The organism is Streptomyces sp. NPDC034085 (assembly GCF_055575555.1).
On the sequence record NZ_JBVISL010000017.1, the window covers coordinates 62,250 to 87,021 of the forward strand.

The window sequence follows — 24,772 nt, forward strand, 5'->3', positions numbered from 1 at the left end:
CTCCGCCCCGCCGTCCTCCGGCCAACGGACGCCCGGCCCCCCTGGTTCCCCTCCGGCGTGTGTCCGCCCTCACAGGCCCCCGGCGACTGGTACCCCCTGCCCGCGGTGCTCGCCGCGGTCCTCCCCCACGGCTGACCCGCCCGGCCGCCCGGGTGGGTCAGCCGCGGCGTCCGCGTCAGGGGGAGGGGGTCAGCTGGACGGTGGTGCTGGTGCCCGTGGGGGACTCCTTGGTGACTTCGATGCGGGTGCCCGTGTCGGGGACCTTGACGCCGAGTTGGGGGAGGTCCGGGGTCCAGTAGGAGTGGTGGCGGTCGTCGAAGATCCGGACGCCCGGCCGGGAGGGGACGGTCAGCGGGATGCCCGCCCTGTGGAGGGTGATGCGGTCCGTCGGGCGGGTCGAGAAGGGGGCGTCGAAGGTCTGCGCGCGGGCGTTGAGGAGGGTCCCGTCCGGGAAGCGCAGGGGCGCCGGGCGGGCGTCGACCGGGAGGAGCAGGCCGTTGCCCGGATGGGCCTTGGTGGTGTTGTCGCTGTACGCGGTGTCCCAGAGCCAGATCAGCACACCCTGCTGGTACGGGTAGAACTCGACCTTGTCGCCCGTGAAGCCGAAGTTGTACGGGCCCGACTTCAGGAAGGTGCCGTAGCCCGTGTGGCGGCGGTTCTCCACGAAGTAGGCGCGGGGGTGGTCGGTGGTTCCGGTGCGGCCCTCCGTGCGGGACCACTTGAGCGGGGTCCAGCCGCTGTCGCCCTGCTCCGCGCCGTCCTGGAGGAGGGTGCGGCCGTCCGCAGCCGTGATGCGGATGTCGTCCAGGGTCGCGCCCCGGCCGTGGGTGTTGCCGTCCGACGTGGCACGGACGCGCAGGTGGACGTTCCGGCCCGTGAGGGCGGCCAGCGGGACGGAGAGGTCCGTCCAGGCGGTCGCGGTGCCCGAGATGCCCTTCGCGGGGATGGGGGCGCCGCCCACCGTGCCGGGGAGCGCGGTCCAGGTCGTGCCGCCGTCCGTGGAGGCCTCCACCGTCAGGAAGTCGAAGTCCTGTTCCAGGTCGTACCAGAGGCGGGCCGTGAGGGTGGCCGCGCCCGTGGTGAGGTCCAGCGGACGGGTCAGGGTGTTGTCCATGAAGTCACCCGTGCCGCTCCACCACTGACGGGTGCCCTCGTAGGGGTCCGTGAGGTCCGTGCGGGTGGTGGAGGGCGGGAGGTGGACCAGGAGGGCCTGGGGGTCCTCGGTGTTGTAGCCCGAGACGCCGAGCGTGGCCCGGGTCCTGCGGCCCGCGTCGGCCTCCGTGTAGTCGAGCCAGCCCAGCTGGAGCTTGCTCCACGGGTCCAGGTCGCCGGGGAACCGGCCGGTGCTGTTGGGGCCCTTGCCCAGGTAGGAGGCCGCGGACATCAGCGACCAGAAGTTGACGCCGTTGTCCCCGTCCGAGCTGTAGAGGTCGGGAAGTCCGAGGTCGTGGCCGAACTCGTGGGAGAAGAGGCCCGCTCCGCTGTTCTCCCCGCCCGTCAGGTAGTCGCCGGCCCAGATCCCGGTGTCGCCGACCGGCGTGCCGCCGGCCTTGTTGCCCTCCGGGCCCGCGCTGCCGGCCTGGTTCCAGTACGCGAACCAGCGGTGCGCCCAGATCGCGTCCTTGCCCTGGGCGCCGCCGCCCCAGGTCTGGTCCTTGCCGGCGTGGACGACGATCAGGTGGTCGAGGTAGCCGTCCGGCTCGTCGAAGTCGCCGTCGTGGTCGGCGTCGTAGCGGTCCCACACGTCGTACTGGGCGAGTTCGGACCTGATGTCCTCGGGCGTGCGGCCCTTCGCGCGCTCGGCGTCGTACCAGGCGGTGGTGGAGTCGCGGACCAGGTCCCAGTTGGTGCGGCACTGGCCCGGCTCGGTGCAGTCGTCGGTCCCGTAACGGGCCTCGTTGTACGGGAGTCTGACCCAGTCCGTGACCGTACCGTCGATGTCGTAGCGGCCCGAGGACTGGAGGTTGTAGTAGGCGCGCATCGACGCCGAGCCGGGCTGCGGGGAGAAGAACTGCTGCCGGTAGGAGTCCCGGTCGAAGTCCTTGCGCCAGAGGGTGTGGTTGTCGCCCTGGGCGGGCTTGCCGATGGTGTTGTGCAGGGGGCCGGGCGTGCCGCCGAAGCGGGGATCGGTCTGGTCGCCGAACTCGGCGAGGATGACGAAGACCTTGTCCTTGCGCTGCTGGGCGAGTTCGACGTACTGGTCGCCGATCTTCGCCGTGCGGGGGAGAGGGGCGGTCCTGCGGGCGGCGGCGGAGGCGTCGGATCCGCCGGCCGCGATGGCCTCCAGGGCCTGGCGGCGCAGGGCCTGACGCTGGAGTTCGAGCGGGGCGAGGGGCGGCGGGGCCGCCTGCTCGCCGCCGTTCTCGGTGAGGGGTGCGGGCGGGGGCGCCGTGGCCGCCAGGGCGGGGACGGGCAGGAGGGCGAGGGCGGCGAGGGATATCGCGGCTCCCGCCGAGGCGAGTCTGCGCAACGGACGGGACCTTTCGGGGAGTTGGGTGAGGGGCGTGGGCCCGGAGCGCAGGTAATATTTCACATGTCACAGGTGATGGATAGGGGTCCCGATGGCGCCGAGGGCCGCCGATGGCCGACCCGGACGCGGAAGTCGCCCGTCCCGCCGTTTCCCCCTGGGGGGCACCGTCGTTGTGCCCCTGAGGGCTCCCGGTGCGCCGGCGGGCCCCCGCCCCGTCCACCGAACGAGCAGGGGGAGACGAGCGCATGCCCCTCGAACCGCCGTACCCCGCCCTGCCCTTCGACGCGCCGTGGGAGCGCCCCGGCATCGGCTCCGGCGCCCCCGACGGGCCGTCCGGGCCCTGGCACCTGCCGTGGGACCGGCTCACCCCCGCCGAGGCGGCCCGGGCGCGGGAGCAACTGGACGGGCGCGCTTACGAGTTCGAGGCCTCCGGCGCGATCGGCGACCCGGTGCGGCGGATCTTCTCCGGGGCCCGGCTGCGCGCCGACGCCGAGCAGACCGCCCGCCTGCTGGCCCCGTACGCACCCGAGGCGATCGTCAGCTTCGCCCCGCCCCGGCACGCCTACGGGGCCTCGGCCACCGTGCTGCTGCCGGCCGTGACCGGACTGCCGGTGTGGTTCTGGCCCGCCACCGACTACCCGCCCTCGCCCGTCCCGGCCCCGGCCGTCCCGACCCTACCCGTCCCGCCGCCGGCCGTCCCGGCCCGGCGGATCGCCGTCGTCGCCATCCCCTCCACCTTCCGGGTGCTGGCCCGCTACCCCCGCTGGACCGCCTCCTTCGAGCAGCTCACCTTCCTCCACAGCTCCGCCGAACTGCCCCCCGAGGCGCGCCGGTTCGCGTCCGACCCCCGGGTCGTCCTGATCGAGCTGCTCGGCTCCACCGAGACCGGCTCCGTCGCGCACCGCACCGGCTGGGACCCGGCCGGCGCCTGGACGCTGCTCGACGACGTCGCCTTCGCCGCGCCGCGCACCGGTGAGGAGGGCCCGCTCACCGTCACCGGTCCGCGCCTGTCCGCCTTCCCCGACGGCAGCCGGCCCGACCGGCACGAGATGGACGACCTCGTCCGGCGGCTCGGCGACCGGCTGTTCCTGCGCCTCGGCCGCCGCGCCCAGCTGGTGCGGATCAAAGGGATCCGGCACGACCTGGGCGCCATCGCCGCCCGGCTGCGCGCCGCGCTGCCCGGAGCGGACGTGGCCTGCGTACGCGTCACCGATCCCCGGCACGCGGAGGCGTACGACGTGCTCGTCGCCGGCGGCGGCCCCCTGACGGCGGACGGCGTACGCGCCGCCGCGCGCGGCCTCGGCGCCGAGCCCCGCGCCGTGCGCCTGGTGGACCGCATCCCGCGCGGACCCCTCGGCAAACCCCTGCCCGCCCAGTTCGACCCGCCCGCGTGAACGAGAGGACGTACGCCGTGAACAGGCAGCCCGACGGAGTCAAGACCGTCCCCCTCACCCCCGAGGTGTACGCCTACCTGGTCGACCAGGCCGAGCCGCAGACCGAGGTCCAGCGGCGGCTGGTCGAGCGCACCCGCGCCCTCGGCGGCCGGGCCGTGATGCAGGTCCCGCACGAGCAGGGCGTCCTGCTCACCCTCCTCGCGAAACTCACCGGAGCCCGCCGGATCGTCGAGGTCGGCACCTTCACCGGATACTCGACCCTCGCGCTGGCCGCCGGACTGGCTCCCGGCGGACGGGTCCTCACCTGCGACGTCTCACCGGAATGGACCGCGATCGCGCAGGAGGCCTGGAAGGAGGCCGGACTCTCCGACCGCATCGAACTGAAACTCGCCCCGGCCCTGGACACCCTGCGCGCCCTGCCGCCCGAACCGGTCGTCGACCTGGTCTTCCTGGACGCCGACAAGGGCGGCTACCGGGCCTACTGGGACGAGCTGGTGCCGCGCGTCCGGCCCGGCGGGCTGCTGCTCGCCGACAACGCCCTCTTCGGCGGTGACGCGGCGGACCCGGCGGCCGAGGGCAACGGCCGGGCCGTGCGCGAGTTCAACGCCCACGTCCGCGCCGACGCCCGCGTGGAATCCGTCCTCCTCCCGGTGGCGGACGGCCTGCTCTTCGCGCGCAAGCTCTGACCCGCCGGACCGCCTGGCGGAACCGCCCCGCACTGCGGGCGGCGGATGGCCGGCCGGGGTGGTTGGCCGGCGGGGGGACTGGGCGTTTGGGGGGTGCTGTTCCGGTGGTGGCGCTATCGTGCCGGGCGGGAGAGCGACGAGGGGGCGGTGCGGTCATGCGGTTCGTGTTCGTGCACGGTACGGGGGTACGGCGGGAGCGGCACGATGCGCTGTTCGGGCTGGTCCGGGAGCGGCTCGCGGGCCGTTTTCCCGGGGCGGAGGTCGACTCCTGCTTCTGGGGCGAGCGGTTCGGTGCGGAGCCGGGTGCCGGCAGCCGGTCCTTACCGGGGGCGGGCGGCGGGGCCGACGGGGGCGAGGAGGCGGCCGAGTGGGGGCTGCTGCTGGCCGACCCGCTGTGCGAGCTGCGCGTCCTGGCGGAGGCCGGCTGGGGGCCGGGGGAGGGGGAGGCCGCCGGGGACGACCCGTTCGCCATGCCCGGCGTACGCCCCGCCGGGGAGCGGGTGCTGGAGCTGCTGCACCGGCTCGCCGAAGCCCCCGAAGACGGGCAGGGCCCCGACGAGCTGGGCGCCCTGCTGCGCGGCACCGGCCTCGCCGCCGGGTACCGCCCCGCGCTGGAGGCCGCCGCCCGGTCCGCCGAGGCGGCCCGCGCCGGGGCCCGCGCCACCGCCGAACCGCAGGCCCGCGAGCTGGCCACCGCCCTCGCCCGGGCCGTCACCGCCGCCTGCCTCGCCACCGCCGGGGCCGCCGCCGACTGCACCGCCGCCGAACGGGACCGGCTCGTCGAGCTCCTCACCACCCGCCTCGGCGGCGGCGCCCGCGTCCCCGGCGCCCGGGCCGCCGCCGTGCTCGGCCGGCTCGCGATGCGGGTCACCACCCAGCCCCTGCTCAACGCCTGGCGGGGCCCCCTCACCACCGGCACCACCCCCGCGCTCGGCGACATCCTGCGCTACCAGGCCAGGGGCGCCGGCCTGCGCGCGTTCCTGCACGAGCGGATCACCGCCCGGCCGGGCCCGGCCGTGCTCATCGGCCACAGCCTCGGCGGCATAGCCCTGGTGGACCTGCTCGCGCTGGCCGCCGCCGCCGGCGGCCCCGTACCCGGCGTCGAACTGCTCGTCACCGTCGGCTCGCAGGCCCCGTACCTGTACGAGCTGGGCGCGCTCACCGCCCTGGGCCCCGGCAGCGCGCTCCCGTACGGGTTCCCGCGCTGGCTCAACGTGTACGACCGCCAGGACGTGCTCTCCTACCTCGCCGGGCCCGTCTTCCCCGGCGACCCCCGCGTCACCGACCACGAGATCAGCAGCCGCCAGCCCTTCCCGGCGAGCCACAGCGCCTACTGGAAGCAGCAGTCCCTCTACGAGCGCATCGAACGGGCGGTGGCCGAGGCGGGGATCGGGTGACGGCCCTCGGCACGCCGCCCCCGCCCCCGCCCCCGCACGCGAACGCGAACGCGAACGCGCACCTGAACGTGAACGTGCATGTGAACGCGATCCCGCACCCGGACCCGGCACCCGGGCGCACCTTCGCGCTCGTCGCGGGGGTGGAACGGTACGAGATCAGCCACCACTGGAACCTGCGCGGCCCCGCCCGCGACGCCCTGCGCTTCGCCCGGTGGCTCACCGGGCCGGGGGAGGTGCCCGCCGCCAACGTACGGCTGCTGCTCTCCCCGCTCGACGACCCCGACACCCTCGACTGGTCCGCCTCCCCGGGCCTGGCCGCACTGAGGAGCACGTACCGGCCCGCGACCGAGGAGAACGCCAGGACCGTGCTGCTCGACGAACTCCCCGCGTGCGACGGGGACTTGCTGTGGATCTTTTGGGCCGGCCACGGCCACCTCGGACGCGGCGGGGAGCTGATGCTGCCCTGCGCCGACGCCCGCCCCGGCCACATCCGCCACCTCAACCTGGACTCCGCGCTGCGCTGGTGGCGCACCGACCTGGTCGGGCACCGGCGGTTCCCGCTCCAGGCCGCGCTGGTGGACGCCTGCCGGGTCGACGCGCCCCGCGACAGCCGCTGGAACTTCGGCAGCGCCGACTACGGCGGCGGCACCACCGTCCCCGGGCGGCGCCAGTTCCGCCTGTACGCCTCCCGCGAGGGCGAGGCCGCACAGAACGACGCCGAACGCGGCGCGGGCCGGTTCACCGAGGCCCTGCTCGGCGAACTCGGGGAGCGGTCCGTGCGGGAGGGCGCCGCCGTCCTGCCGCACGCCGCCCGGCGCATCCACCGCGCATTCCAGGACCTGCGCGAGCGTGGCGAGGGCTGGCAGCTGCCGCAGTTCCTCGTCGACCGGGACTGGGACGCGAACTCCTTCCTGGACGACCTCCTGCCCGGGTCCGCCCTGCCCCGCGCCCCCCGCCTCGACCAGGCGGGCTGGGACGGGCTGGGCGAGCTGTTCGAGGACCGGGACCTGCCGCGCTGCGCGTACGAGGCCTACGCCTGGGCCTTCAAGGCGGCCGGCTGCACCACCCCCGCCCACGGCGGGCTGCCCGCCGACACCCTCCTCGACGTGGTGGCCGACCTCGACGAACGGCACGGCGGCCGCACCGGCATGCCGCTGGCGGTGCCCTTCGTGCACTTCCTCGCCGACCGCAGCGCCCGGCCCGGCGGCGGCCCCGGCGGCGGCCCGGAGGACCCCGACTGGGCGGCCGGGCTCGCCCGTTGGGTGCGCGCCACCCGGGAGCGCCTCGCCCTGCCCGCCCTGCGTCCGCCGCCCGCCCCCGCGCGCCGGGCGACCCTGCACGTACGCCTGGAGTCCCCACCCGGCGGCGGGGACGGCCTGCTGGCCCGGATGTGGGTGCGGGGCGAACGGACGCACCACGTGTGGGAGTCGGAGGGCAGCCCCGTCCCGCTGGCCGCGGTACGGGCCGCTCTCGTACGCCGCCTCGCGCAGGGCGGTGCCGGTGCCGGGCAGCCGTACGGGAGCATCGGGCGGATCGAGTTCGACGTGCCGTACGAACTGCTGGAGACCGACTTCGAACAGTGGCCCGTTCCGCGCGGGCCGGGCGGCCGCACCCGCCCGCTCGGCACGGTCCACGAGGTGGTGGTGCGCTGCCCGCAGGAGCGCGAGGACACCCGCGCCGAGTGGCGGGCCAAATGGCGCTGGCTGCACGTCCAGGACGGCCGACACCCGGACGCCGTACGGCTGCTGGAGGACCCGGACGTCACCGACGCCCTCGGGATGGCGCTCGGCGCGCGGCCGGCGCCCGCCTGCGTCCTCGGGCACGTCTCCGGGAGCCGGACGCCCGCCCTGCTGGAGGCCCTGCTCGAAGGCGGGGTGCCCGTCGCGGTCTGGCGGCGCGGCGGTGGCGCGCCGCCCGGCGGGCTGCCCGCGCTGCTCGCCCCGGAGGCCGGGCCGGGGGCGCCCGCGGTGTTCGGGCTGCCCGCCCGGGTACGCGACGTGCGCCGGGCGGCCGCCGGACAGGACCCGGGAGGGGAAGACCGGTTGGTGTTGTTGTGGGACGATCCCGACGACACCGTCGACCTCCGCTCACTGGCGTGACACCGCCCGCCGACGACCCGTCCACGACCCGTCCACGACCCGTCCGCACCCCGCCCCCCACCCGGTCCGCCGCGGCGGCCCCGATCCCGAACGCACCACCCGTGAAGAGACGATGGAGGCACAGGCAGTGGCGAAGGACTGGTGGCTGTACCAGGGCGCGGGCCCCGCGGAGGAGCGCCGCGCCCGGCTGGAGGCCGGAACGCCGCCGCCCTGGCGGGACTTCACCGGCGTCCCCGACCGGTCCTACGGGCCGCCCGGCTGCACGGGAGAAGCCTGGGAGCGCACCCGGCGGCGCGGCGTGGACTACGTCCCGGACGAGGCGGAGAAGGACGTGGTCAACACCGCCCTGCTCCTGCGCCGGCCGCTGCTGATCACCGGCAAGCCGGGCGTCGGCAAGTCCACCCTCGCCTACAGCATCGCCGCGGACCTGGCCCTGGGCCCCGTACTGCACTGGCCGATCACCAGCCGCACCGTGCTGCGCGACGGCCTCTACCTCTACGACGCCATCGGCCGCCTCCAGGAGGCCGGCCTGGAGCAGGTCCGGCTGCCGGGCCTGCGCCCGCCCGCCGCCCGCGTCCCCGTCGTTCCCGCCCCCGGCGCCGCCGTCCCCGGCGGCCCGCTGCCGGGCGCCCCCGTCCCCGGTACCCGTCCCCCCGGGGAACCGGACGGGGCGTACCCCCCGCCCGCCGCCGTCCCCTCCATCGCCCGCTACCTGCGGCTGGGCCCCCTCGGTACGGCGCTCCTCCCACAGGGCCGGCCCCGCGTCCTGCTCATCGACGAGATCGACAAGAGCGACATCGACCTCCCCGGCGACCTCCTGACCGTCTTCGAGGACGGCGGCTTCGTCATCCCCGAACTGGCCCGGCTCGCCAAGGAGGAACCGACCGTCGCCATCGGCACGGACGACGACCCCGACGCCGGCGTGGCCGTCACGCAGGGCCGCGTCCAGTGCAGCTACTTCCCCGTCGTCATCCTCACCAGCAACGGCGAACGCGACTTCCCGCCCGCCTTCCTGCGCCGCTGCGTCCGCCTGCACCTGGACGCCCCCGGGCCCGGCAAACTCGCCCGCATCGTGCGCGGGCGGCTCGGCGTCGACATCACCGGCGAGGACGCCGCCGAGTACCAGGACCTCGTCCGCAGCTTCCTCGAACGGGCCGAGGACGGCGACCTGGCCACCGACCAGCTCCTCAACGCCATCCAGCTGCGGCTGGCCGGAGCCTGGTCGGCGCCCGCCGACCGGGACCGCTTCCTCGCCACCGTGATGCAGCACCTCACCGGGCCGACCGCGTGATCGAGAGGCTGCTCGCCGCCTTCGCCGAAGGCGGCGAGGACGGCGCCGCACCCCGCACCGCCGTCGGGCCCGAGGAGATCGCCGACATCCTGTGGCTGGCCGCACGCGTGGACCCGGCCGGCGCCGCGTCCCGTCACCCCGGCGCGCAGCAGGCCGCCCCGCCGGAGCCGGACGGGGCCCCGCCCGCGCCCCCGCCGCGAGGCCCCGAGGCCGGCCCCGGCCGGACCGGCCCGCCGGACGCGGGGGCCGTCCGGCTCTACCCCGCCGTCCACGCCCCGCCGGAGCCGCCCGCCGCACCGGGCGCCGACGAGGGCGCGCGGCGCGGCGTACCGCTGCGGTTGCCGCGCACCGCCTCCCTCGAGGACCCGCTGGCCCTGATGCGCTCGCTACGGCCCGTCGGACGCCGCTCCATCGGCGGCCCGGGTGAGGAACTGGACGAGCAGCTGACCGTGGAACGCAGCATCGAGGCGATGGTGCCCACACCGGTCCTGCGCCCCGCCGAAAGCCGCTGGCTCGACCTCGCCCTCGTCGTCGACGGCCACCCCTCGATGCTGCTCTGGTCCGACCTCGTGGCCGAACTGCGCGGGGTGTTCACCCGCAGCGGGGTCTTCCGCGACGTCCGGACCTGGCAGCTGACCGGCACCGGTCCGGGCGGCACCCCGATGCTCACCCGGGGCCGCGGCGCCCCGCCCCGCAACCCGCTGGAACTGGCCGACCCCGCCGGCCGGCGGCTGATCCTCCTCGTCTCCGACACCGTCGCCGGAGGCTGGCAGGAGGCCCCGCTGCTGCGCGTGCTGCGGCACTGGAGCACCCACAACGCCGTGGCCGTGCTGAACGTGCTGCCCGAACGGCTGTGGACCCGCGGCGCGGTACGGCCCGTGCCCTTCGCCGTCCGCTGCGACCGGCCGGCCGCAGCCACCCGCTCCTGGCAGCGGGTCCCCGCCGCCCGGCGGGCGCGCGGCGGCGGACCGGTGGTCCCGGTGGTCGGCCTCGCCTCCGGCAGCCTGGCCCGGCTCGTGCGGACGGTGTCCGGGGACGGGCAGTGGCACCGCCTCGCCTGCCTGCGCCTGGACGCGGCCGCCGCGCCCGCGGCCGCTCCGCCGCGCCGCGCCGGTACCGCCCTGGAGGCGGTGGAGCGGTTCCGGGCGAGCGCCTCGCCGACCGCCCAGCAGCTCGCCGCCCACCTGGCGGCCGTACCGCTGACCCTGCCCGTGATGACCCTCGTACGGCGCTCCCTGCTGCGCGACTCCGAGCACGGGCACCTGGCGGAGGTGGCCCTCGGGGGGCTCTTCGCCCCCTGGGACTCCGAAACACCGGCACGGGAGGCGCAGTTCGAGTTCCTGCCGGGCGTACGGGAGGTGCTGCTCGGCTCCCAGCTGCGCGGGGACGTGGCCGCCGTGCGGGAACTCGTGCGCCGCCGCGTCTGGGAGTTCATGTACCGCAACCGGGGCACGGGTCCCGACTTCTCGGCGACCCGGGTCACGACGGGCACCGGGGGACGCCGCCGGGTGCCGGAGGGCGCGCTGCCGTTCGCGGAGCAGCCGTCGCAGGAACCCGGGCGGCGGGATCCGGAGCCGCAGGACGGCGTGGTGCAGGTGCGGTTCGAGCCGCTCCCGGAGCCGCGCGAGGTCGGCATGCTGGTGGCCCCCCGCCTGGTGCTCACCGCCGGGGACGTGGCACAGCCCCGGGACACCGTGGCGTGGGTCAGGTCGGGCGGCAGGGAGGTCGCCTGCCGGGCCGTCTGGTGGGAGGACGCGAGCCCCTGCGTGCTGTTGCTGGAGAGTGCGGAGGACCTCGTGGACCCCGCGACGTTCCGGCCTCCCCCCTGGGGGGCGATGCCCCTGAACGGGGAGACGGGCGCCGTCGTGGACGGCTTCGCGGGGGATCAGGACCGGTTCACCGTGACGGGCGAGGTACTCGCGCAAGCCGGTGCCCGCAACGTGGAAATCGTCAGGATCTCCGTCGAAGCCGAGGACTGGTTCCGCTTCAGGGGCGGCCCGGTCTCCCACGATGGGAAGCTGGTCGGTGTCGTGCATACCGTCTGGCGCGACCGGATGGTGTTCCTCACGGCCGACGCCCTGTTCGCGCAGCACGGCTTCCGGGCCGCGCTGGGCGGCCGGGTGCCCGGCACCGGACCGGGGCTGGCCCTGGCCGTGCGGGCCGGCGAGGGGCTCGATCCGCGCGGCAGCTCGCCGGGGGCGGAGCTGACCGACGTCCTGACGCGGCTGATGGGGGATGCCAGGGTCACCGGGCAGCCGGCCGGCGGGCGGGACGAGGGGACCGTACGGGTCTCCCTGCCCGGGCCGGATGCCCTCGGAGCGGCCGGGATGCTGCTGGCCTTGCTCCCGGAGGCCGTGGTCCGGTTCGGCGAGGCACGGTCGGAGGGGCTGCGCCCGCCGCTCGCCGTGGCCCTGGTGACGGGGTATCCCGGGAACCCGGACGGGGACCCCGAACGGCTGCTCGCCCACCCCGTGATCACCCGGTGGCTGAGGACCGAAGGGCCTCGACACACGCAGGGTCTTCTGGTCGCCCTCTCCCAGCCGCTCTACGAGGAACTCCGGGAGCTGCTCGGCCCGCTGGCCCTGCGCGCCCTCACGCCGCTGGGGGAGGACGCCGGGGGCTGGCTCCACACCGGCGACCCCGGCGTCCTGGCGGAGTTGCTGGCGGACGCCGAGACCTTCCGGGAGGAGCCCTACCTCTGGCCCCGCTGTGATTTCGACCCCTCGGAGGAGAGCCCGTCGGGCTGCATGGGCATCCGGCTGGAGGGTCACCGCAGGTGCCTGGCCCACCTGTCGCGCCCGGAGCAGGACGCCTACCTGCGGACCCTGCGGCCCGGCTCCTCCGTCGACTTCCGCGGGACCACCTTCGAAGGGGGCCTGCTCGGGAGGGTGCTCGACGCGGTGCGTGAGCCGGGGACGGGCCGGGTCAGGCTGGGCGCGGCGGGCTTCGCGCGGGCCTGCTTCGAGGACGGCTGGGAGGAGACGGGGCTCGACTTCACCGACGCCGCCGACTTCACGCGCGCCGTCTTCAAGGGCCCGGCGAACTTCCGCCTGACCAAGTTCGGGGCGGACGTGTTCTTCGACCGCGCCGTCTTCGAGGAGGTGGCGGGCTTCGGCGGGAGCACCTTCCTGGGCACGGCCGGTTTCAGCCGCGCCGTGTTCCTCCGGGCGGCGCGGTTCGTGCAGGTCACCTGGGCGGACGAAATCTCCTTCGAGCGGGCGCTCATGGAGGACGAGGCGGTCCTGGACGGGATGTCGGTCCAGGGGCGGGCGAACTTCGGCCGGGCGGTCTTCAAGGGCCGGGTGGCGTTGGGGGAATCCGTCTTCCTGGAGCCGGTGTCCTTCGCGCGCGTGGTGTGCGAGGGCCCGCTGTCCGCGCTCGGCACCCGCTTCGGGGGGCCGTCGGACTTCGAGTCCCTGGTGTGCGAGGGGGAGGCGGTCTTCCGCAGTGCCCGCTTCGACGGCCCGGCCACTTTCAGCCATGCCTACTTCGCGGGCCTGGCGGCCTTCGACATGAGCTGGTTCGAGGAACCCGCGATCTTCGCGAGTGCCCGCTTCCGGGGCCCGGTCCTGTTCAAGAACACCGAGTGCATGGGCGGGGTGTCCTTCGACGGCGCCGTCTTCGAAGGCATGTTCCGGTGGGTGGAGTCGAGGGTGAAGTTCGGGGGAGCCCGCTTCGGGAGCGCCGTGCTCCACGGCCCGGTCCGCCTGTTGAGTGCCGAGTTCGCGGGCGACACCGGTTTCGAGGGCTCCGTCTTCCACGGCCCCGTCACCTTCGAGAACTCCGACTTCCGCGCCGGCCTCTCCCTCGCCGGTGTCACCTTCCACGGTCCGGTCGCGTTGACGGACGTCACGCTCGCCCAGCCGTTGACCCTCCCGGGAGGCTGGACAGCGACCGAGTCGGACGGGGTGTGGGAGATCACCTCCCCCGACCGCGAGGAACCCGGCGGGGGCTGAGGCATCCTGGGCCCCACCACCACCCCACCCAGGAGCCCCCGTTGTCCCAGCCCGGCCTGCGCCACCTCCCCTTCACCCGCCTCCACAACTTCCGCGACATGGGCGGCTACCGCTCCGCCGACGGCCGCATCGTCGCCTGGGGCGCCCTCTACCGGGCCGACTCCCTCGGCAAGCTCCAAGGCGCCGACTGGGACCGGTTCCTCGGGCTCGGCATCCGGACCGTCATCGACCTGCGCTACCCCTGGGAGATCGACGCCAAGGGCCGGATACCGGAGCCGGAGCGCTTTACGTACGCCAACCTCAGCATCGAGCACCGCCCTTACGACCAGGCCGAGATCGACCCCGGCCTCGACCCCTGGCGCTACCTCGCCGACCGTTTCGCCGAGGTCGCGCAGGACGGGGTGGACGAGATCCGCCGGGCCGTCGAACTCATCGCCGACGGCCCCGGACCCGCCGTCTTCCACTGCACCTCCGGCAAGGACCGCACCGGCCTGATCGCCGCCCTGGTGCTGACCCTCCTCGACGTGCCCGAGGAGGAGATCCTCGCCGACTTCGCCCTCACCGAACTCGCCACCGAGCGCCTCACCGCCGACTGGCACGCCGCGAACCCGGGACGCACGATGCGCTGGCCCTCGTACGGCCGCGCCCCGGCCATCGTGATGGAGCTCGTCCTCGCCGACCTGGCCGGCCGGTACGGATCAGTGTCCGCGTACCTCACCGACGCCGTCGGCATCACCCCGGACACCACGGCCCGGCTGCGCGAGCGGCTCCTCGTCTGAAAAACCGGGTGCCCCGGCCGGTGCGCGCCGCCTACAGTCGCGGTGCGCGCCGCCGCCAGGGCGGCGACCGCCGATGCCGAGCGAAGAGAAGGGGGACCGGGCCATGCGTACGAACCGCACCGCCGCCGTCGTTCCCCCCTGCCGGTACGACGTGATCCCGGTGTCCCGCAGCGCGCGGTAACAGCCGCGCGGCTGTCACCGTACGCCCGTGACGCACCCTTCTGGAACACCCGCCCCACGGCTGTGCCGCGGGGTGGACCGGCGTCCCGGGAATCGCGCTGCCCTCTTCCCACCCCAGGCATCCGAAAGGCCCCGGGTCATGCGCACCGACCGTCACACCAGCAGCACCAACACCGGCACCAGCACCGGCACCGCCACCGCCGTCCGCAACCTCGGCATCCTCGCCCACGTCGACGCCGGCAAGACCACGCTCACGGAGCGGATCCTCTTCGCCACCGGCACCATCCACAAGCGCGGCGAGGTCCACGACGGGACCACCGTCACCGACTACGACCCCCAGGAACGCGACCGCGGCATCACCATCTTCGCCGCCGCCGTGAGCTGCGCCTGGGACGGGCACCGCGTCAACCTGATCGACACGCCGGGGCACGTGGACTTCTCCGACGAGGTCGAGCGCTCCCTGCGGGTGCTCGACGGCGCGGTCGCGGTGTTCGACGCCGTCGCGGGCGTCGAACCGCAGAGCGAGTCCGTGTGGCGGCAGGCGGACCGGCACGGCGTCCCGAGGATCGCGTTCGTCAACAAGCTGGACCGGGCGGGCGCCGACCTCGACACGGCCGTCGCCTCGATCCGCGAGCGGCTGGGCGCCGTCCCGCTGGTCGTCCAGCTGCCCGTCGGGCGGGAGGACGGCTTCACCGGAGTCGTCGACCTGCTGCGGATGCGCGCGCTGCTCTGGCGCGCCGGCGACGGCTCGTACGAGACGGTTCCGGTTCCCGGACCGCTGCTGGAGGAGGCGCGGCGCAGGCGCCGGCTCCTGGAGGAGACGGTGGCCGAACTGCACGCGGACGCCCTGGAGGAGTTCTGCGCGGACTCCGCGCTGAGCGGGCCGATGCTGGTCCGCGCCCTGCGCGAGCTGACGCTCGCCGGGGACGGCGTGGTGGTGCTCTGCGGCTCCGCGTACCGCAACCGGGGCATCGAGCCGCTGCTGGACGCCGTCGTGGCGTACCTGCCCGCACCGGCCGACATGCCGCCGGTGGGCGGGCGGGCCGCCGACCCGGCGGAGCCCCTCGCCGCGCTCGCCTTCAAGGTGACGGCGACGGCGACCGGGCGGCTCACGTACGTGCGGGTCTACGCGGGCACCCTGCGCAAGGGGGACTCCGTACTGGACCCCGCCACGGGCAGGACGGAGCGCGTCGGGCGGATCCTGCGGGTGCAGGCCGACCGGCACGAGGAACGGGAGGAGGCGGTGGCCGGTGACATCGTCGCCGTCGTCGGGCTGAAGTCGGCCCGTGCCGGGACCAGCCTGTGTGCGCCGGGGGCGCCCCTGCTCCTCGAACCGCCGACGGTCGCCGAACCGGTGGTGTCGGTCGCGGTCGAGGCGGGCCGCGGTACGGACACCGGCCGGCTCGCGTCCGCGCTGGCCCGGCTCGCCGAGGAGGACCCGTCCCTGGTGGTGCGGTCCGACGCGGAGACCGGGCAGACCGTGCTGTCGGGTCTGGGCGAGCTCCACCTGGAGGTCGCGGTGGAGAAGATCCGGCGCGTGCACGGGGTGGAGGTCGCGGTCGGCCGGCCGCAGGTCTCCTACCGGGAGACCGTCGTGCGCGGCGTGGCCGGCTTCGTGTACCGGCACGTCAAACAGGACGGCGGCGCCGGCCAGTTCGCGCACGTCGTCCTGGACGTCGAGCCGCGGGAGGAGCCCGGGTTCGAGTTCCGCTCGGCGGTCGTGGGCGGCCGGGTCCCGCAGGAGTACGCGCGGGCCGTGGAGGCCGGCTGCCGTGACGCCCTGGCCGGGGGGCCGCTCGGCGGGCACCCGGTGACGGGCCTGCGGGTGGTCCTCACCGACGGGGCGACGCACTCCAAGGACTCCTCGGAGATGGCGTTCCGTGCGGCGGGCCGGTTCGCCCTGCGCGAGGCCCTGCGCGCCTGTGCGCTGGAGCTGCTGGAGCCGGTCGCGGAGGTGACGGTGACCGTCCCGGACGACGGCGTCGGAGCGGTCCTCGGCGACCTCGCCGCCCGCCGCGGCCGGGTGACGGGATCGGCCGGGCAGGGCGGGACCTCGGTGGTCACGGCGACGGTGCCGCTGGCCGAGCTGTTCGGGTACGCGTCCCGGCTGCGCGGCCGCACCCAGGGCCGGGGCAGCTTCACCAGCCGCCCCTCGGGCCTGGCCCCCGTCCCCGCGGCGGTGGCCGCCACGCTCACGGCCCGCTAGGGCACCGCTGCGAGGCCCCGTCCCTCCGGCCGGGGCGGGGCCTCCGCTTGTCCGCCCGCGCCGTTCTCACGCCGCACTTACATACCCCCCATGGGTATGCTACGTTGCTACGCGTAGGTACCCCCCAGGGGTATATGGCAGAGGAGGGTCAGGGCAATGTCAACCGTCAATCCCCGGCGCTGGTGGGCACTTGGCGTGCTTGCCACCGCTCAGTTCATGGTGATCATGGACACGTCGATCATCGGCGTCGCGCTCCCCGAGATGCAGAAGGACCTCGGCTTCTCGCAGGGCGAGCTGCAGTGGGTCTTCAACGCCTACGTCATCGTCTTCGGCGGGTTACTGCTGCTCGGCGGCCGCCTCTCCGACCTCTTCGGCGCGCGCAAGATCTTCGCCACCGGCTGGGCCACGATGATCGTCGGATCGGTGCTCGCCGCCGCCGCGCAGACCGCGACGGTCGAGATCGTCGGACGGGCCGTGCAGGGGGTCGGCGGGGCGCTCATCGCGCCGTCGGCCATGACCCTGCTGATGATGCTCTTCGGGCACGACCCGAAGGAACTCGGCAAGGCCATGGCCCTCTACGGTGCCGCCGCACCCGCCGGCGGCACCGCCGGTGTGTTCCTCGGCGGCGTGTTCACCGAATGGGTGAGCTGGCCGTGGGTCTTCATCATCTACGTCCCGATCGGCCTGGCGACCCTCGCCGCGACCAAGCTGCTGCCCGCCGTCCAGTCCCGGCGCGGTTCCGTGGACGTCCTCGGCGCCGTCGCCGTCACCGCCGGGCTCGCGCTCGCCGTCTTCGCCGTCGTCCGGGCCCCCGAGGTCGGCTGGGGCGCCACCGCCACCGTGCTGGAACTGATCGGTGCCGCCGTCCTGCTCGCCCTCTTCTTCGTGATCCAGCGCACCGTCCGCGAGCCGCTCATGCCGCTCAGCGTGTGGCGGATCCCGCGCCTGGGCTCGGCCAACCTCGCGATGACGCTGCTGGGCGCCGCCTGGATCCCGATGTGGTACTTCCTCAACCTGTACCTCCAGCAGGTGCTGGACTACGGCGCCTTCGCCTCCGGTGCGGCGCTGCTGCCCATGACGATCCTGCTGATGATCTTCATGACGGCCATCACCGCCCGCCTGATGGGCCGCTTCGGGGCCAAGCCGCTGATCGTGGGCGGCCTGCTCGCGCTCGCCGCCGGCCTGGTCTGGCTCTCGGCCGTCGAGCCGACGGGCACCTTCCTGGTCGACGTCCTGCCCGCCTCCCTCGTCGCCGCGCTCGGCATGGCGCTCGCCTACATCCCGGCCATGATCGCCGCGATGGCCGGCGCCCCGCAGGAGCAGGCCGGCCTGGCCTCCGGCATCGTCAACACCACCTACAACGTGGGCTCCGCCCTCGGCCTCGCCGCGCTGACGGCGCTCGCCACCACCCAGGGCGCCGGTGAGCTGGGCAACCTGCCCGCCCTCACCGACGGGTTCAGCGCCGCCTTCCTCGGCGCAGCTGTCATCGCCGCCGCCGGTGCGGTGATCACCCTGCTGGCCATGAAGGGCGACAAGTCCGCCGCCCAGGCCGCCGCTCCCGCCGCCGACCCCGCGTCGCGCAGCGAGACGGCGGGGGTGTGACGCAGGGGGTCGCCCGCGCTCACCCAAGGGGTCGCCCGATGTCCTCCCCGGACGTCGGGCGACCCCTTTTCCCGTACCCGAACGAAAGGGAAAACCCCGATGAAGGACATCCGCACCCGGGCCGTGCACGTGGCCCACGAGCTCGAAGTCCCCGCGAGCCGACCGCTGTCCGTACCGCTCGTCCAGTCCTCGGCCTTCTCCTTCGACTCGGCCGACGAACTGGCGCGGGCCATGGCCGGACCTGACGGCGCGTACGTCTACAGCCGCCGCGGCAACCCGACCGTGCGCGCCCTGGAGCGCACCCTCGCCGGTCTGGAGGGCGGCGCCTCGGCCATCGCCTTCGCCTCCGGGATGGGCGCCATCAGCGGGGTCCTGCTCGCCCTGCTGCGCCCCGGCGACCAGGTGATCGCCCAGCGCTGCCTGTACGGGGGGACGTACGCGGCGCTGGGCGACCTGAAGGAGCGCTACGGGGTGGAGGTCGACCACATCGGCGGTGACGACGTGCAGGAGTTCGAGGCGCTCGCCGGGCCGCGCACCCGGCTGCTCGTCCTGGAGACCATCGCCAACCCCACCGGCCGGGTCCCCGACCTGCCCGGCCTGCTGGCGGCGGCCCGGAGCCTCGGGGTGCTCAGCGCCGTGGACAACTCCCTGGCCTCACCCGTGCTGTGCCGCCCCGTCGAGCACGGCGCCGACATCGTGCTCCACTCCACCACCAAGTACCTCGCCGGGCACTCCGACGTGCTGGGCGGCGCGGCCGTCTTCGCGGACGACGCCCTGCGCCGGGAGGTCTGGTCGCGCACGGTCGAACTCGGTGCCACCGCCGACCCGTTCGCCGTGTGGCTGACCCTGCGCGGGATCGCCACGCTGCCGCTGCGGATGCGCGAGCACTGCGCCAACGCGGCCCTGCTCGCGGAGCGGCTGGCGGCCCATCCCGCCGTGGCGGCCGTCCACTGGCCGTGGCTGGGAACGCACCCTTCGTACGCGATGGCGCGCAAGGTGCTCTCCGGTGGCGGCGGGCTGCTCTCCTTCGAGCTGCACGGCGGCCGGGAGGCGGGCCGCGCCTTCGTGGAGGGCGTGCGGCTGGCGCGGCTCGCGCTGTCCCTGGGCGGGGTGGAGACGCTGGTCACGCACCCGGCCAGCACCTCCCACCGCGAGCTGGACGAAGGGGCGTTGGCGCGCGCCGGGATAGGCCCGGGCCTGGTGCGGATGTCGGTGGGCATCGAGGACCCCGAGGACCTGTGGGAGGACGTGGAACAGGCATTGCGGTCTTCTTTTGGGTTGACAAAATAATCGGCTGATTCGTAGATTGGTTCACGCCAGAGAAACACTCCTCTATGTCAAGGGGGGCGCGTGATGCGCTACTTCGAGGACTTCCGGACCGGTGACGTCCACGAGCTGGGCACCGTCACCGTCACGGCGGAGGAGGTGCTGGAGTTCGGCAGGCGCTTCGACCCCCAGCCCTTCCACACCGACCCCGAGCTCGCCGCGCAGACCCCCTTCGGCGGTCTGATCGCCAGCGGCTGGCACAGCGCCTCGATGTTCATGCGCCGCTACGTCGACGGGCTGCTCGCCTACAGCGCCTGTACCGGATCCCCCGGCGTCGACGAGATCCGCTACCTGCGGCCCGTCCGCCCCGGGGACGTGCTCACGGCGCGCGTCGAGATCCTGGGCTCGCGCCCCTCGCCGTTCAACCCGCGCACCGGCGTCGTCCAGCCCAGGTGCACGCTGTCCGACGCCGCCGGGAACGTCGTCTTCAGCATGGTCCTGCACAGCATCTTCGAGCGGCGGCCGGCCGAGTGCGACGCACCGCACCCGGCCGCCGCGCAGGACCCGGTCGTCCGCGTGAGCTCCCCGGCCTGACCCCCCGCCCCTGCCCGCCGAACCGAAGGGAGCCTCCCGTGGAGGCCGTATCCCGCACCGCCCAGTGGACCGCCGCCGCGCGGGCCCTGGAAACCGAGCGCGAGGACCGGCTGTTCGCCGATCCGTACGCGCGCACCGTCGCCGACACCATCGGCTTCGACCTGCTCGAACGCTATGCCGGGGCCGGCACCGTGCCGTTCCTCGCCATCCGCACCACGTACCTGGACCGGGCTGTCGTCCGGGCCGTCGAGGACCACGGCATCCGCCAGGTCGTCTTCCTCGCCGCCGGCATGGACACCCGCTTCTACCGGCTCCCGTGGCCCGACGGCGTCACCGTCTGGGAACTCGACCGCCCCGCGCTGCTGGAGGCCAAGGCCGAGATGCTCGCCGGTGAACCGGCCCCGGCCGGACGCACCCGCGTCACCGTCCCCGTCGACCTCACCCAGGACTGGACCGGCCCGCTGAAGGAAGCCGGCTGGCGATCCGACGAGCCCGTGCTGTGGGTCGTCGAGGGCCTGCTCTTCTTCCTGCCCGAGCACGCCGTGCGGGGCCTCCTCTCCACCCTCGCCGCGCACTCCGCGCCCGGATCGGTCCTGCTCGGCGACGTCATCAGCAAGGCCGCCCTGCAGAACCCGCTGTCCCGGCCCTTCCTCAACTGCCTGGAGGAGGACGGGAACCCCTGGCTGTTCGGCACGGAGACCCCCGAGGACCTGCTCGCCGAATGCGGCTGGGACGTGCGCGAGGTCCGCCAGCCCGGCGAGGACGGCGCCGACTTCGGCCGCTGGCCCTACCCGGTGCCCGCCCGCAGCGTCCCGCGCGTCCCGCGCTCCTTCCTGTTCACCTGTGACCTCCCCACCACCGAGGTGAAGGCAGCATGACCGCCGTCCACGACTTCCACCAGCGCGTCATCAGCGACGCCGGCGCCGCCGTACGCGGCCTGACCGTCGCCCTCGGCGAGCGGCTCGGCCTGTACCGCGCGCTGGCCGAGGCCGGTCCGCTGACCCCCGCCGCGCTCGCCGCGCGCACCGGGACCGACGCGCGCTACGCCGAGGAGTGGCTGCACGCCCAGCTGAGCGCCGGGTACGTCGAACGCGACGCGGACGCCGGCACGTACACGCTGCCCGCCGACCACGTCCCCGTCCTCGCCGACCCCGACGCGGTCACCTTCGCCGCCGGGTTCTTCACCGCCCTGAAGGCCCTCTACGGCACCGAGGACCTGCTCGTCGACGCGTACCGCACCGGCGACGGCGTCGGCTGGGCGGAACACGACCCGGCCCTCGACACCGGCATGGGCAGCTTCTTCCAGCCCACCTACGAGCACCGCCTCGTCCCCGACTGGCTGCCCGCCCTGACCGGGGTCACCGGCAAGCTGGCCGCCGGCGGCACCGTGGCCGACGTCGGCTGCGGCGTCGGCCACACCACCCTGCTCATCGCGAAGGCCTTCCCGCAGGCGACCGTCCACGGCTTCGACTACTCCGAAGAGGCCGTCGCGCTGGCCCGCCGGCTCGCCGAGGAGGCCGGCCTCTCCGACCGCGTCGTCTTCGAGGTCGCCTCCGCCGACGACTACCCCGGCACCGGCTACGACCTGGTCACCTTCTTCAACGCCCTGCACGACATGGGCGACCCGGTCTCCGCCGCCCGGCACGTCCACAAGTCCCTGGACGCCGACGGCACCTGGATGCTGGTCGAGTCGAACGTCTCACCCGCCGACATCGACACCCAGACCCCGGCCGCCCGCATGTTCATGGCCCTCTCCGCCGTGATGTGCCTGCCCGTGGCCGTCGCGCAGCGCGGCCCCCACGCCCTCGGCAACCACTCCGGCGAGCAGGCCTTCCGCGCCATCGCCGAAGAGGCCGGCTTCACCCGCTGGCGCCGGGCCACCGAGACCCCGGTCAACGCCGTCTACGAAGTCCGGCCGTAGGACACCCACCACCCCGAGGAGTCACCATGGGCGTCAGCGCCCCCCTCCCGGTCAGCGACCGGTTCCTTGAAGTCCTGGAGCGCCTCAGCTCCCGCTCCATCGAGGAGTACTACAACCCGTACCAGCAGTTCGACTGGCCCGAGAAGCTCGAAGAGGGCCGCATGTGGATGACCCCCGAGCTGCTCACCGTCTACGGCACCCCCTTCTACGAGGAGCTCGGCGAGGAAACGATCCAGCGCCTCTCCAAGTGGGAGAGCATCAACTTCTACAGCCTCAACGTGCACGGCATCCGCGAGCTGCTCATCGAGGTCGTCGGCCGCATCCACATGCCCGGCTTCGAGGTGCCCTCCGACTTCTTCCACCACTTCATCGGTGAGGAGAACGAGCACATGTGGTTCTTCGCCGAGTTCTGCCGCCGCTACGGCGACAAGATCTACGGCTCCACCGCCCTGCGCGCCGACTCCGCCTGGGAGCCGGAGGTGGAGAACTTCCTGGTCTTCGCCCGCATCCTGTTCTTCGAGGAGCTCGTCGACCACTACAACACGCGGATGGCGCGGGACGAGGACCTCTGCCACACCATCCGCGAGGTCAACCGCATCCACCACCAGGACGAGTCCCGGCACATCGCCTTCGGCCGCGAGCTGGTCTCCCTGCTCTTCGACCGGATGCGCGAGGCCGTCCCCGCCGCCCGGGTCGCCGAGGTCGAGGCGTACCTCAAGCGGTACGTGGTCTACAGCCTCAACTCCCTCTACAACCCTCACGTGTACCGCGACGCCGGCATCGCCGACCCGGTGGGCCTGCGCAACGCGCTGGTCGCCGACGAGCGCCGCCGCCCCTTCGAGCGCAAGACCATCCGCAAGCCGCTCGGCTTCTTCCTGAAGACCGGGATCTTCACGGACGACGTCCTGCCCGCCGTCTGAAAGGCCCGACCGCCGTCCGAGAGGTGACTCCCCATGACCGTCCTCACGACCCCCCAAAGCACCACAGACACCACGGGCCTGCCGTCGCTCGGCCCCGAGGGAACCGCCCTGCTGCGGCTCCTCGACGACACCTTCGAGAACTGGGGCGTAGGAGCGGGCGCCCGCTCGATGACCATGCCCCCGCTGCTGCCGGCCGCCGACCTGGCCCGGCTCGACTACTACGACAACTTCCCCCACCAGGCCGTCGTCGCGGCACCGCTGAACCTGGACGTCCGGGAGACCAGCGAGTTCTGTACCGACACCGGCTGCTTCCCCTGTGACGCCCTCGAACCGGCCGCCCTCGGACTGCCGTCCGCGTCCTGTTACGCCGTCTACATCGACCACCAGGGCCGTCCCGCCGCCGACGACGAACTCGTCACCGTGGTCGGCTGGTGCTTCCGCAAGGAGACCCACTACGAGGGCCTGCGCCGCCAGCTCGGCTTCCGCATGCGGGAGATCGTGGCCATCGGCACCCGCGAACACGCCGAGGACCACCTCGCGGCCTTCACCCGGCGCATCGACGCCTTCGCCGAGGCCCTGGACCTGCCGCTGCGCCGGGAAGCCGCCTGCGACCCGTTCTTCGACAAGGGCAGCTCCAAGGCGGTCCTCCAGCGCCTGACCCCGGTCAAGCACGAGTTCCTGTACGAGGACCTCGCGATCGCCTCGGTCAACACCCACCGCAACTTCTTCGGCGACCGCTGCGAGATCCCCCTCGCCTCCGGTGGCGGCCCCGCCTTCACCAGCTGCGTCGCCTTCGGTCTCGAGCGCTGGCTGTCCGCGCTCACCCGGCGCCACGGCAGCTGGGGTGCGGCCACCGCGGCGGTCCTGCGCGCGAACGCGGCCGGGCCGGCGATCTGACGTGCCGACCCGACCCGTCGCCGCCCCGCCGGCGGGCGGCCTGGGCTGGGCGAACCTCGGCATGGACATCGTGTCCGTCACCCGTGTCCGGCGGCTGCTCGCCCTCTACGGCGAGGACTTCTTCCAGCGCATGCTCACCCCCGGCGAACTCGCCGACTGCCGTACCACCGCCAAGCTCGACGTCCTCGGCCTGTGCGGGCGGATCGCCGCCAAGGAGGCGGCGTTCAAGACCCTGCGCGTCCGCGCCGTGTTCCTGCCCTGGCGGGACATCATCGTGCGGCGCTCCGAAGGCGGCTGGCCGCTCGTGGAACTCCACCGGGCCGCCGCCGAGATGGCCGCACGCTCCGGCATCGCCGGGATCACGGTGACCATCAGCCACGACGTGGACTACGCGGTGGCGGTCGCCGCCCCCGTCCTGGACCCGCTCGCCGTCCCCGAGCCGCTCCCGGACCCGGTCCCGGAACCCGTCCCCGCAGCGCCCGCCCTTCCCCCCACCCCACCCGTACACAGCACTTCAAGGAGAAACACCATGTCCGAAGGTCTGCAGCTCGTGAAGAACTGGCTCCTCGCCCGCCACGAGGAGCTGGACGACATCGCCGGTGACCTCGACCTCATCGAGAACCGGCTGATCGACTCGCTGTCCTTCGTCGAGTTCGTCTTCCTCCTGGAGCAGCACAGCGGCCGCTCCATCCAGCTGGAGACGCTGGAGGTGGACGAGATCCGCACCCTCGACGCCATCCGCACCCACTTCTTCACGGCCAAGGTGGGCCAGGCATGAGCAAGCGGCTGTTCACCTCGGAATCGGTGACCGAGGGCCATCCCGACAAGATCGCCGACCGGATCAGCGACACGATCCTCGACGCGCTCCTGCGCGAGGACCCGACCTCCCGGGTCGCGGTCGAGACGCTGATCACCACCGGCCAGGTCCACGTCGCGGGCGAGGTCACCACCAAGGCCTACGCGCCGATCGCCGAACTCGTGCGGGGAGCGATCCTCGACATCGGCTACGACTCGTCCAAGAAGGGCTTCGACGGCGCCTCCTGCGGTGTGTCGGTGTCCATCGGGGCGCAGTCCCCGGACATCGCGCAGGGCGTGGACACGGCCTACGAGCAGC

General features: G+C 74.1%; 18 protein-coding genes. 17 read left to right on the top strand and 1 reads right to left on the bottom strand.

The genetic code is table 11. The features are described from left to right. Positions 1-175: 175 nt before the first annotated feature. Complete coding sequence (locus tag ACZ501_RS33960; protein ID WP_468800474.1) at positions 176-2,470, bottom strand: immune inhibitor A domain-containing protein; 2,295 nt, start codon at positions 2,468-2,470, stop codon at positions 176-178. Positions 2,471-2,715: 245 nt separating this feature from the next. Between ACZ501_RS33960 and ACZ501_RS33965 the strand changes: the two genes are divergently transcribed. The 17 genes from ACZ501_RS33965 to ACZ501_RS34045 all read left to right on the top strand — a co-directional run. Beyond that, complete coding sequence (locus ACZ501_RS33965) at positions 2,716-3,864, top strand: class I adenylate-forming enzyme family protein (RefSeq protein WP_468800476.1); 1,149 nt, start codon at positions 2,716-2,718, stop codon at positions 3,862-3,864. A 17-nt stretch (positions 3,865-3,881) separates the two neighbouring features. Further along, complete coding sequence (locus tag ACZ501_RS33970) at positions 3,882-4,550, top strand: O-methyltransferase (protein WP_361609394.1); 669 nt, start codon at positions 3,882-3,884, stop codon at positions 4,548-4,550. A gap of 155 nt (positions 4,551-4,705) precedes the next feature. Continuing rightward, a complete protein-coding gene (locus tag ACZ501_RS33975) occupies positions 4,706-5,947 on the top strand; it encodes a hypothetical protein (protein ID WP_468800479.1) in 1,242 nt (413 codons plus the stop codon). Next, a complete protein-coding gene (locus ACZ501_RS33980) occupies positions 5,944-8,046 on the top strand; it encodes a VMAP-C domain-containing protein (RefSeq protein ID WP_468800482.1) in 2,103 nt (700 codons plus the stop codon). The genes ACZ501_RS33975 and ACZ501_RS33980 overlap by 4 nt, the downstream gene beginning before the upstream one ends. A gap of 112 nt (positions 8,047-8,158) precedes the next feature. Next, complete coding sequence (locus ACZ501_RS33985; RefSeq protein ID WP_361609402.1) at positions 8,159-9,337, top strand: AAA family ATPase; 1,179 nt, start codon at positions 8,159-8,161, stop codon at positions 9,335-9,337. After that, complete coding sequence (locus tag ACZ501_RS33990) at positions 9,334-13,293, top strand: SAV_2336 N-terminal domain-related protein (RefSeq protein ID WP_468800484.1); 3,960 nt, start codon at positions 9,334-9,336, stop codon at positions 13,291-13,293. Before ACZ501_RS33985 ends, ACZ501_RS33990 begins: the two co-directional genes overlap by 4 nt. Before the next feature lie 41 nt (positions 13,294-13,334). Beyond that, complete coding sequence (locus ACZ501_RS33995; RefSeq protein WP_468800487.1) at positions 13,335-14,072, top strand: tyrosine-protein phosphatase; 738 nt, start codon at positions 13,335-13,337, stop codon at positions 14,070-14,072. 319 nt (positions 14,073-14,391) lie between these two features. Continuing rightward, positions 14,392-16,458 carry an elongation factor G gene (gene fusA, locus ACZ501_RS34000; RefSeq protein WP_468800490.1) on the top strand — a complete coding sequence of 689 codons (2,067 nt, stop codon included), beginning with the start codon at positions 14,392-14,394 and terminating at the stop codon, positions 16,456-16,458. A 156-nt stretch (positions 16,459-16,614) separates the two neighbouring features. Beyond that, positions 16,615-18,060, top strand: coding sequence for an MFS transporter (locus tag ACZ501_RS34005; RefSeq protein ID WP_361607650.1), 1,446 nt, complete (start codon positions 16,615-16,617; stop codon positions 18,058-18,060). 99 nt (positions 18,061-18,159) lie between these two features. Continuing rightward, positions 18,160-19,350, top strand: a complete 1,191-nt coding sequence (locus ACZ501_RS34010; RefSeq protein ID WP_468800493.1) for a trans-sulfuration enzyme family protein — start codon at positions 18,160-18,162, stop codon at positions 19,348-19,350. A 63-nt stretch (positions 19,351-19,413) separates the two neighbouring features. Next, on the top strand, positions 19,414-19,920 hold the full coding sequence (locus ACZ501_RS34015) for a MaoC family dehydratase (RefSeq protein WP_361607656.1): 507 nt from the start codon (positions 19,414-19,416) through the stop codon (positions 19,918-19,920). A gap of 38 nt (positions 19,921-19,958) precedes the next feature. Continuing rightward, positions 19,959-20,798, top strand: coding sequence for a class I SAM-dependent methyltransferase (locus tag ACZ501_RS34020; protein ID WP_361607659.1), 840 nt, complete (start codon positions 19,959-19,961; stop codon positions 20,796-20,798). Then, positions 20,795-21,841 (top strand): class I SAM-dependent methyltransferase, encoded by a 1,047-nt coding sequence (locus ACZ501_RS34025; RefSeq protein ID WP_361607662.1) that lies wholly within the window; start codon positions 20,795-20,797, stop codon positions 21,839-21,841. The genes ACZ501_RS34020 and ACZ501_RS34025 overlap by 4 nt, the downstream gene beginning before the upstream one ends. Before the next feature lie 26 nt (positions 21,842-21,867). Continuing rightward, positions 21,868-22,761, top strand: coding sequence for a diiron oxygenase (locus ACZ501_RS34030; protein ID WP_361607665.1), 894 nt, complete (start codon positions 21,868-21,870; stop codon positions 22,759-22,761). A gap of 33 nt (positions 22,762-22,794) precedes the next feature. Then, on the top strand, positions 22,795-23,658 hold the full coding sequence (locus ACZ501_RS34035) for a class-II aminoacyl-tRNA synthetase family protein (RefSeq protein ID WP_468800496.1): 864 nt from the start codon (positions 22,795-22,797) through the stop codon (positions 23,656-23,658). A 1-nt stretch (position 23,659) separates the two neighbouring features. After that, entirely contained in the window at positions 23,660-24,436 is a 777-nt protein-coding gene (gene acpS, locus ACZ501_RS34040) for a holo-ACP synthase (RefSeq protein ID WP_361607671.1), read from the top strand. After that, positions 24,433-24,772 (top strand): S-adenosylmethionine synthetase N-terminal domain-containing protein (locus ACZ501_RS34045; RefSeq protein WP_361607674.1); only part of this gene is annotated, 340 nt, incomplete at its 3' end. The genes acpS and ACZ501_RS34045, both read left to right, overlap by 4 nt.

Excerpts from the sequence above, each read along its gene's own strand:
- fusA (WP_468800490.1), top strand. The coding sequence starts at position 14,392 with ATGCGCACCGACCGTCACACCAGCAGCACCAACACCGGCACCAGCACC.
- ACZ501_RS34030 (WP_361607665.1), top strand. The coding sequence starts at position 21,868 with ATGGGCGTCAGCGCCCCCCTCCCGGTCAGCGACCGGTTCCTTGAAGTC.
- ACZ501_RS34005 (WP_361607650.1), top strand. The coding sequence starts at position 16,615 with ATGTCAACCGTCAATCCCCGGCGCTGGTGGGCACTTGGCGTGCTTGCC.
- ACZ501_RS33985 (WP_361609402.1), top strand. The coding sequence starts at position 8,159 with ATGGAGGCACAGGCAGTGGCGAAGGACTGGTGGCTGTACCAGGGCGCG.
- ACZ501_RS33965 (WP_468800476.1), top strand. The coding sequence starts at position 2,716 with ATGCCCCTCGAACCGCCGTACCCCGCCCTGCCCTTCGACGCGCCGTGG.
- ACZ501_RS34035 (WP_468800496.1), top strand. The coding sequence starts at position 22,795 with ATGACCGTCCTCACGACCCCCCAAAGCACCACAGACACCACGGGCCTG.
- ACZ501_RS34015 (WP_361607656.1), top strand. The coding sequence starts at position 19,414 with ATGCGCTACTTCGAGGACTTCCGGACCGGTGACGTCCACGAGCTGGGC.
- ACZ501_RS34025 (WP_361607662.1), top strand. The coding sequence starts at position 20,795 with ATGACCGCCGTCCACGACTTCCACCAGCGCGTCATCAGCGACGCCGGC.
- ACZ501_RS34010 (WP_468800493.1), top strand. The coding sequence starts at position 18,160 with ATGAAGGACATCCGCACCCGGGCCGTGCACGTGGCCCACGAGCTCGAA.
- ACZ501_RS33975 (WP_468800479.1), top strand. The coding sequence starts at position 4,706 with ATGCGGTTCGTGTTCGTGCACGGTACGGGGGTACGGCGGGAGCGGCAC.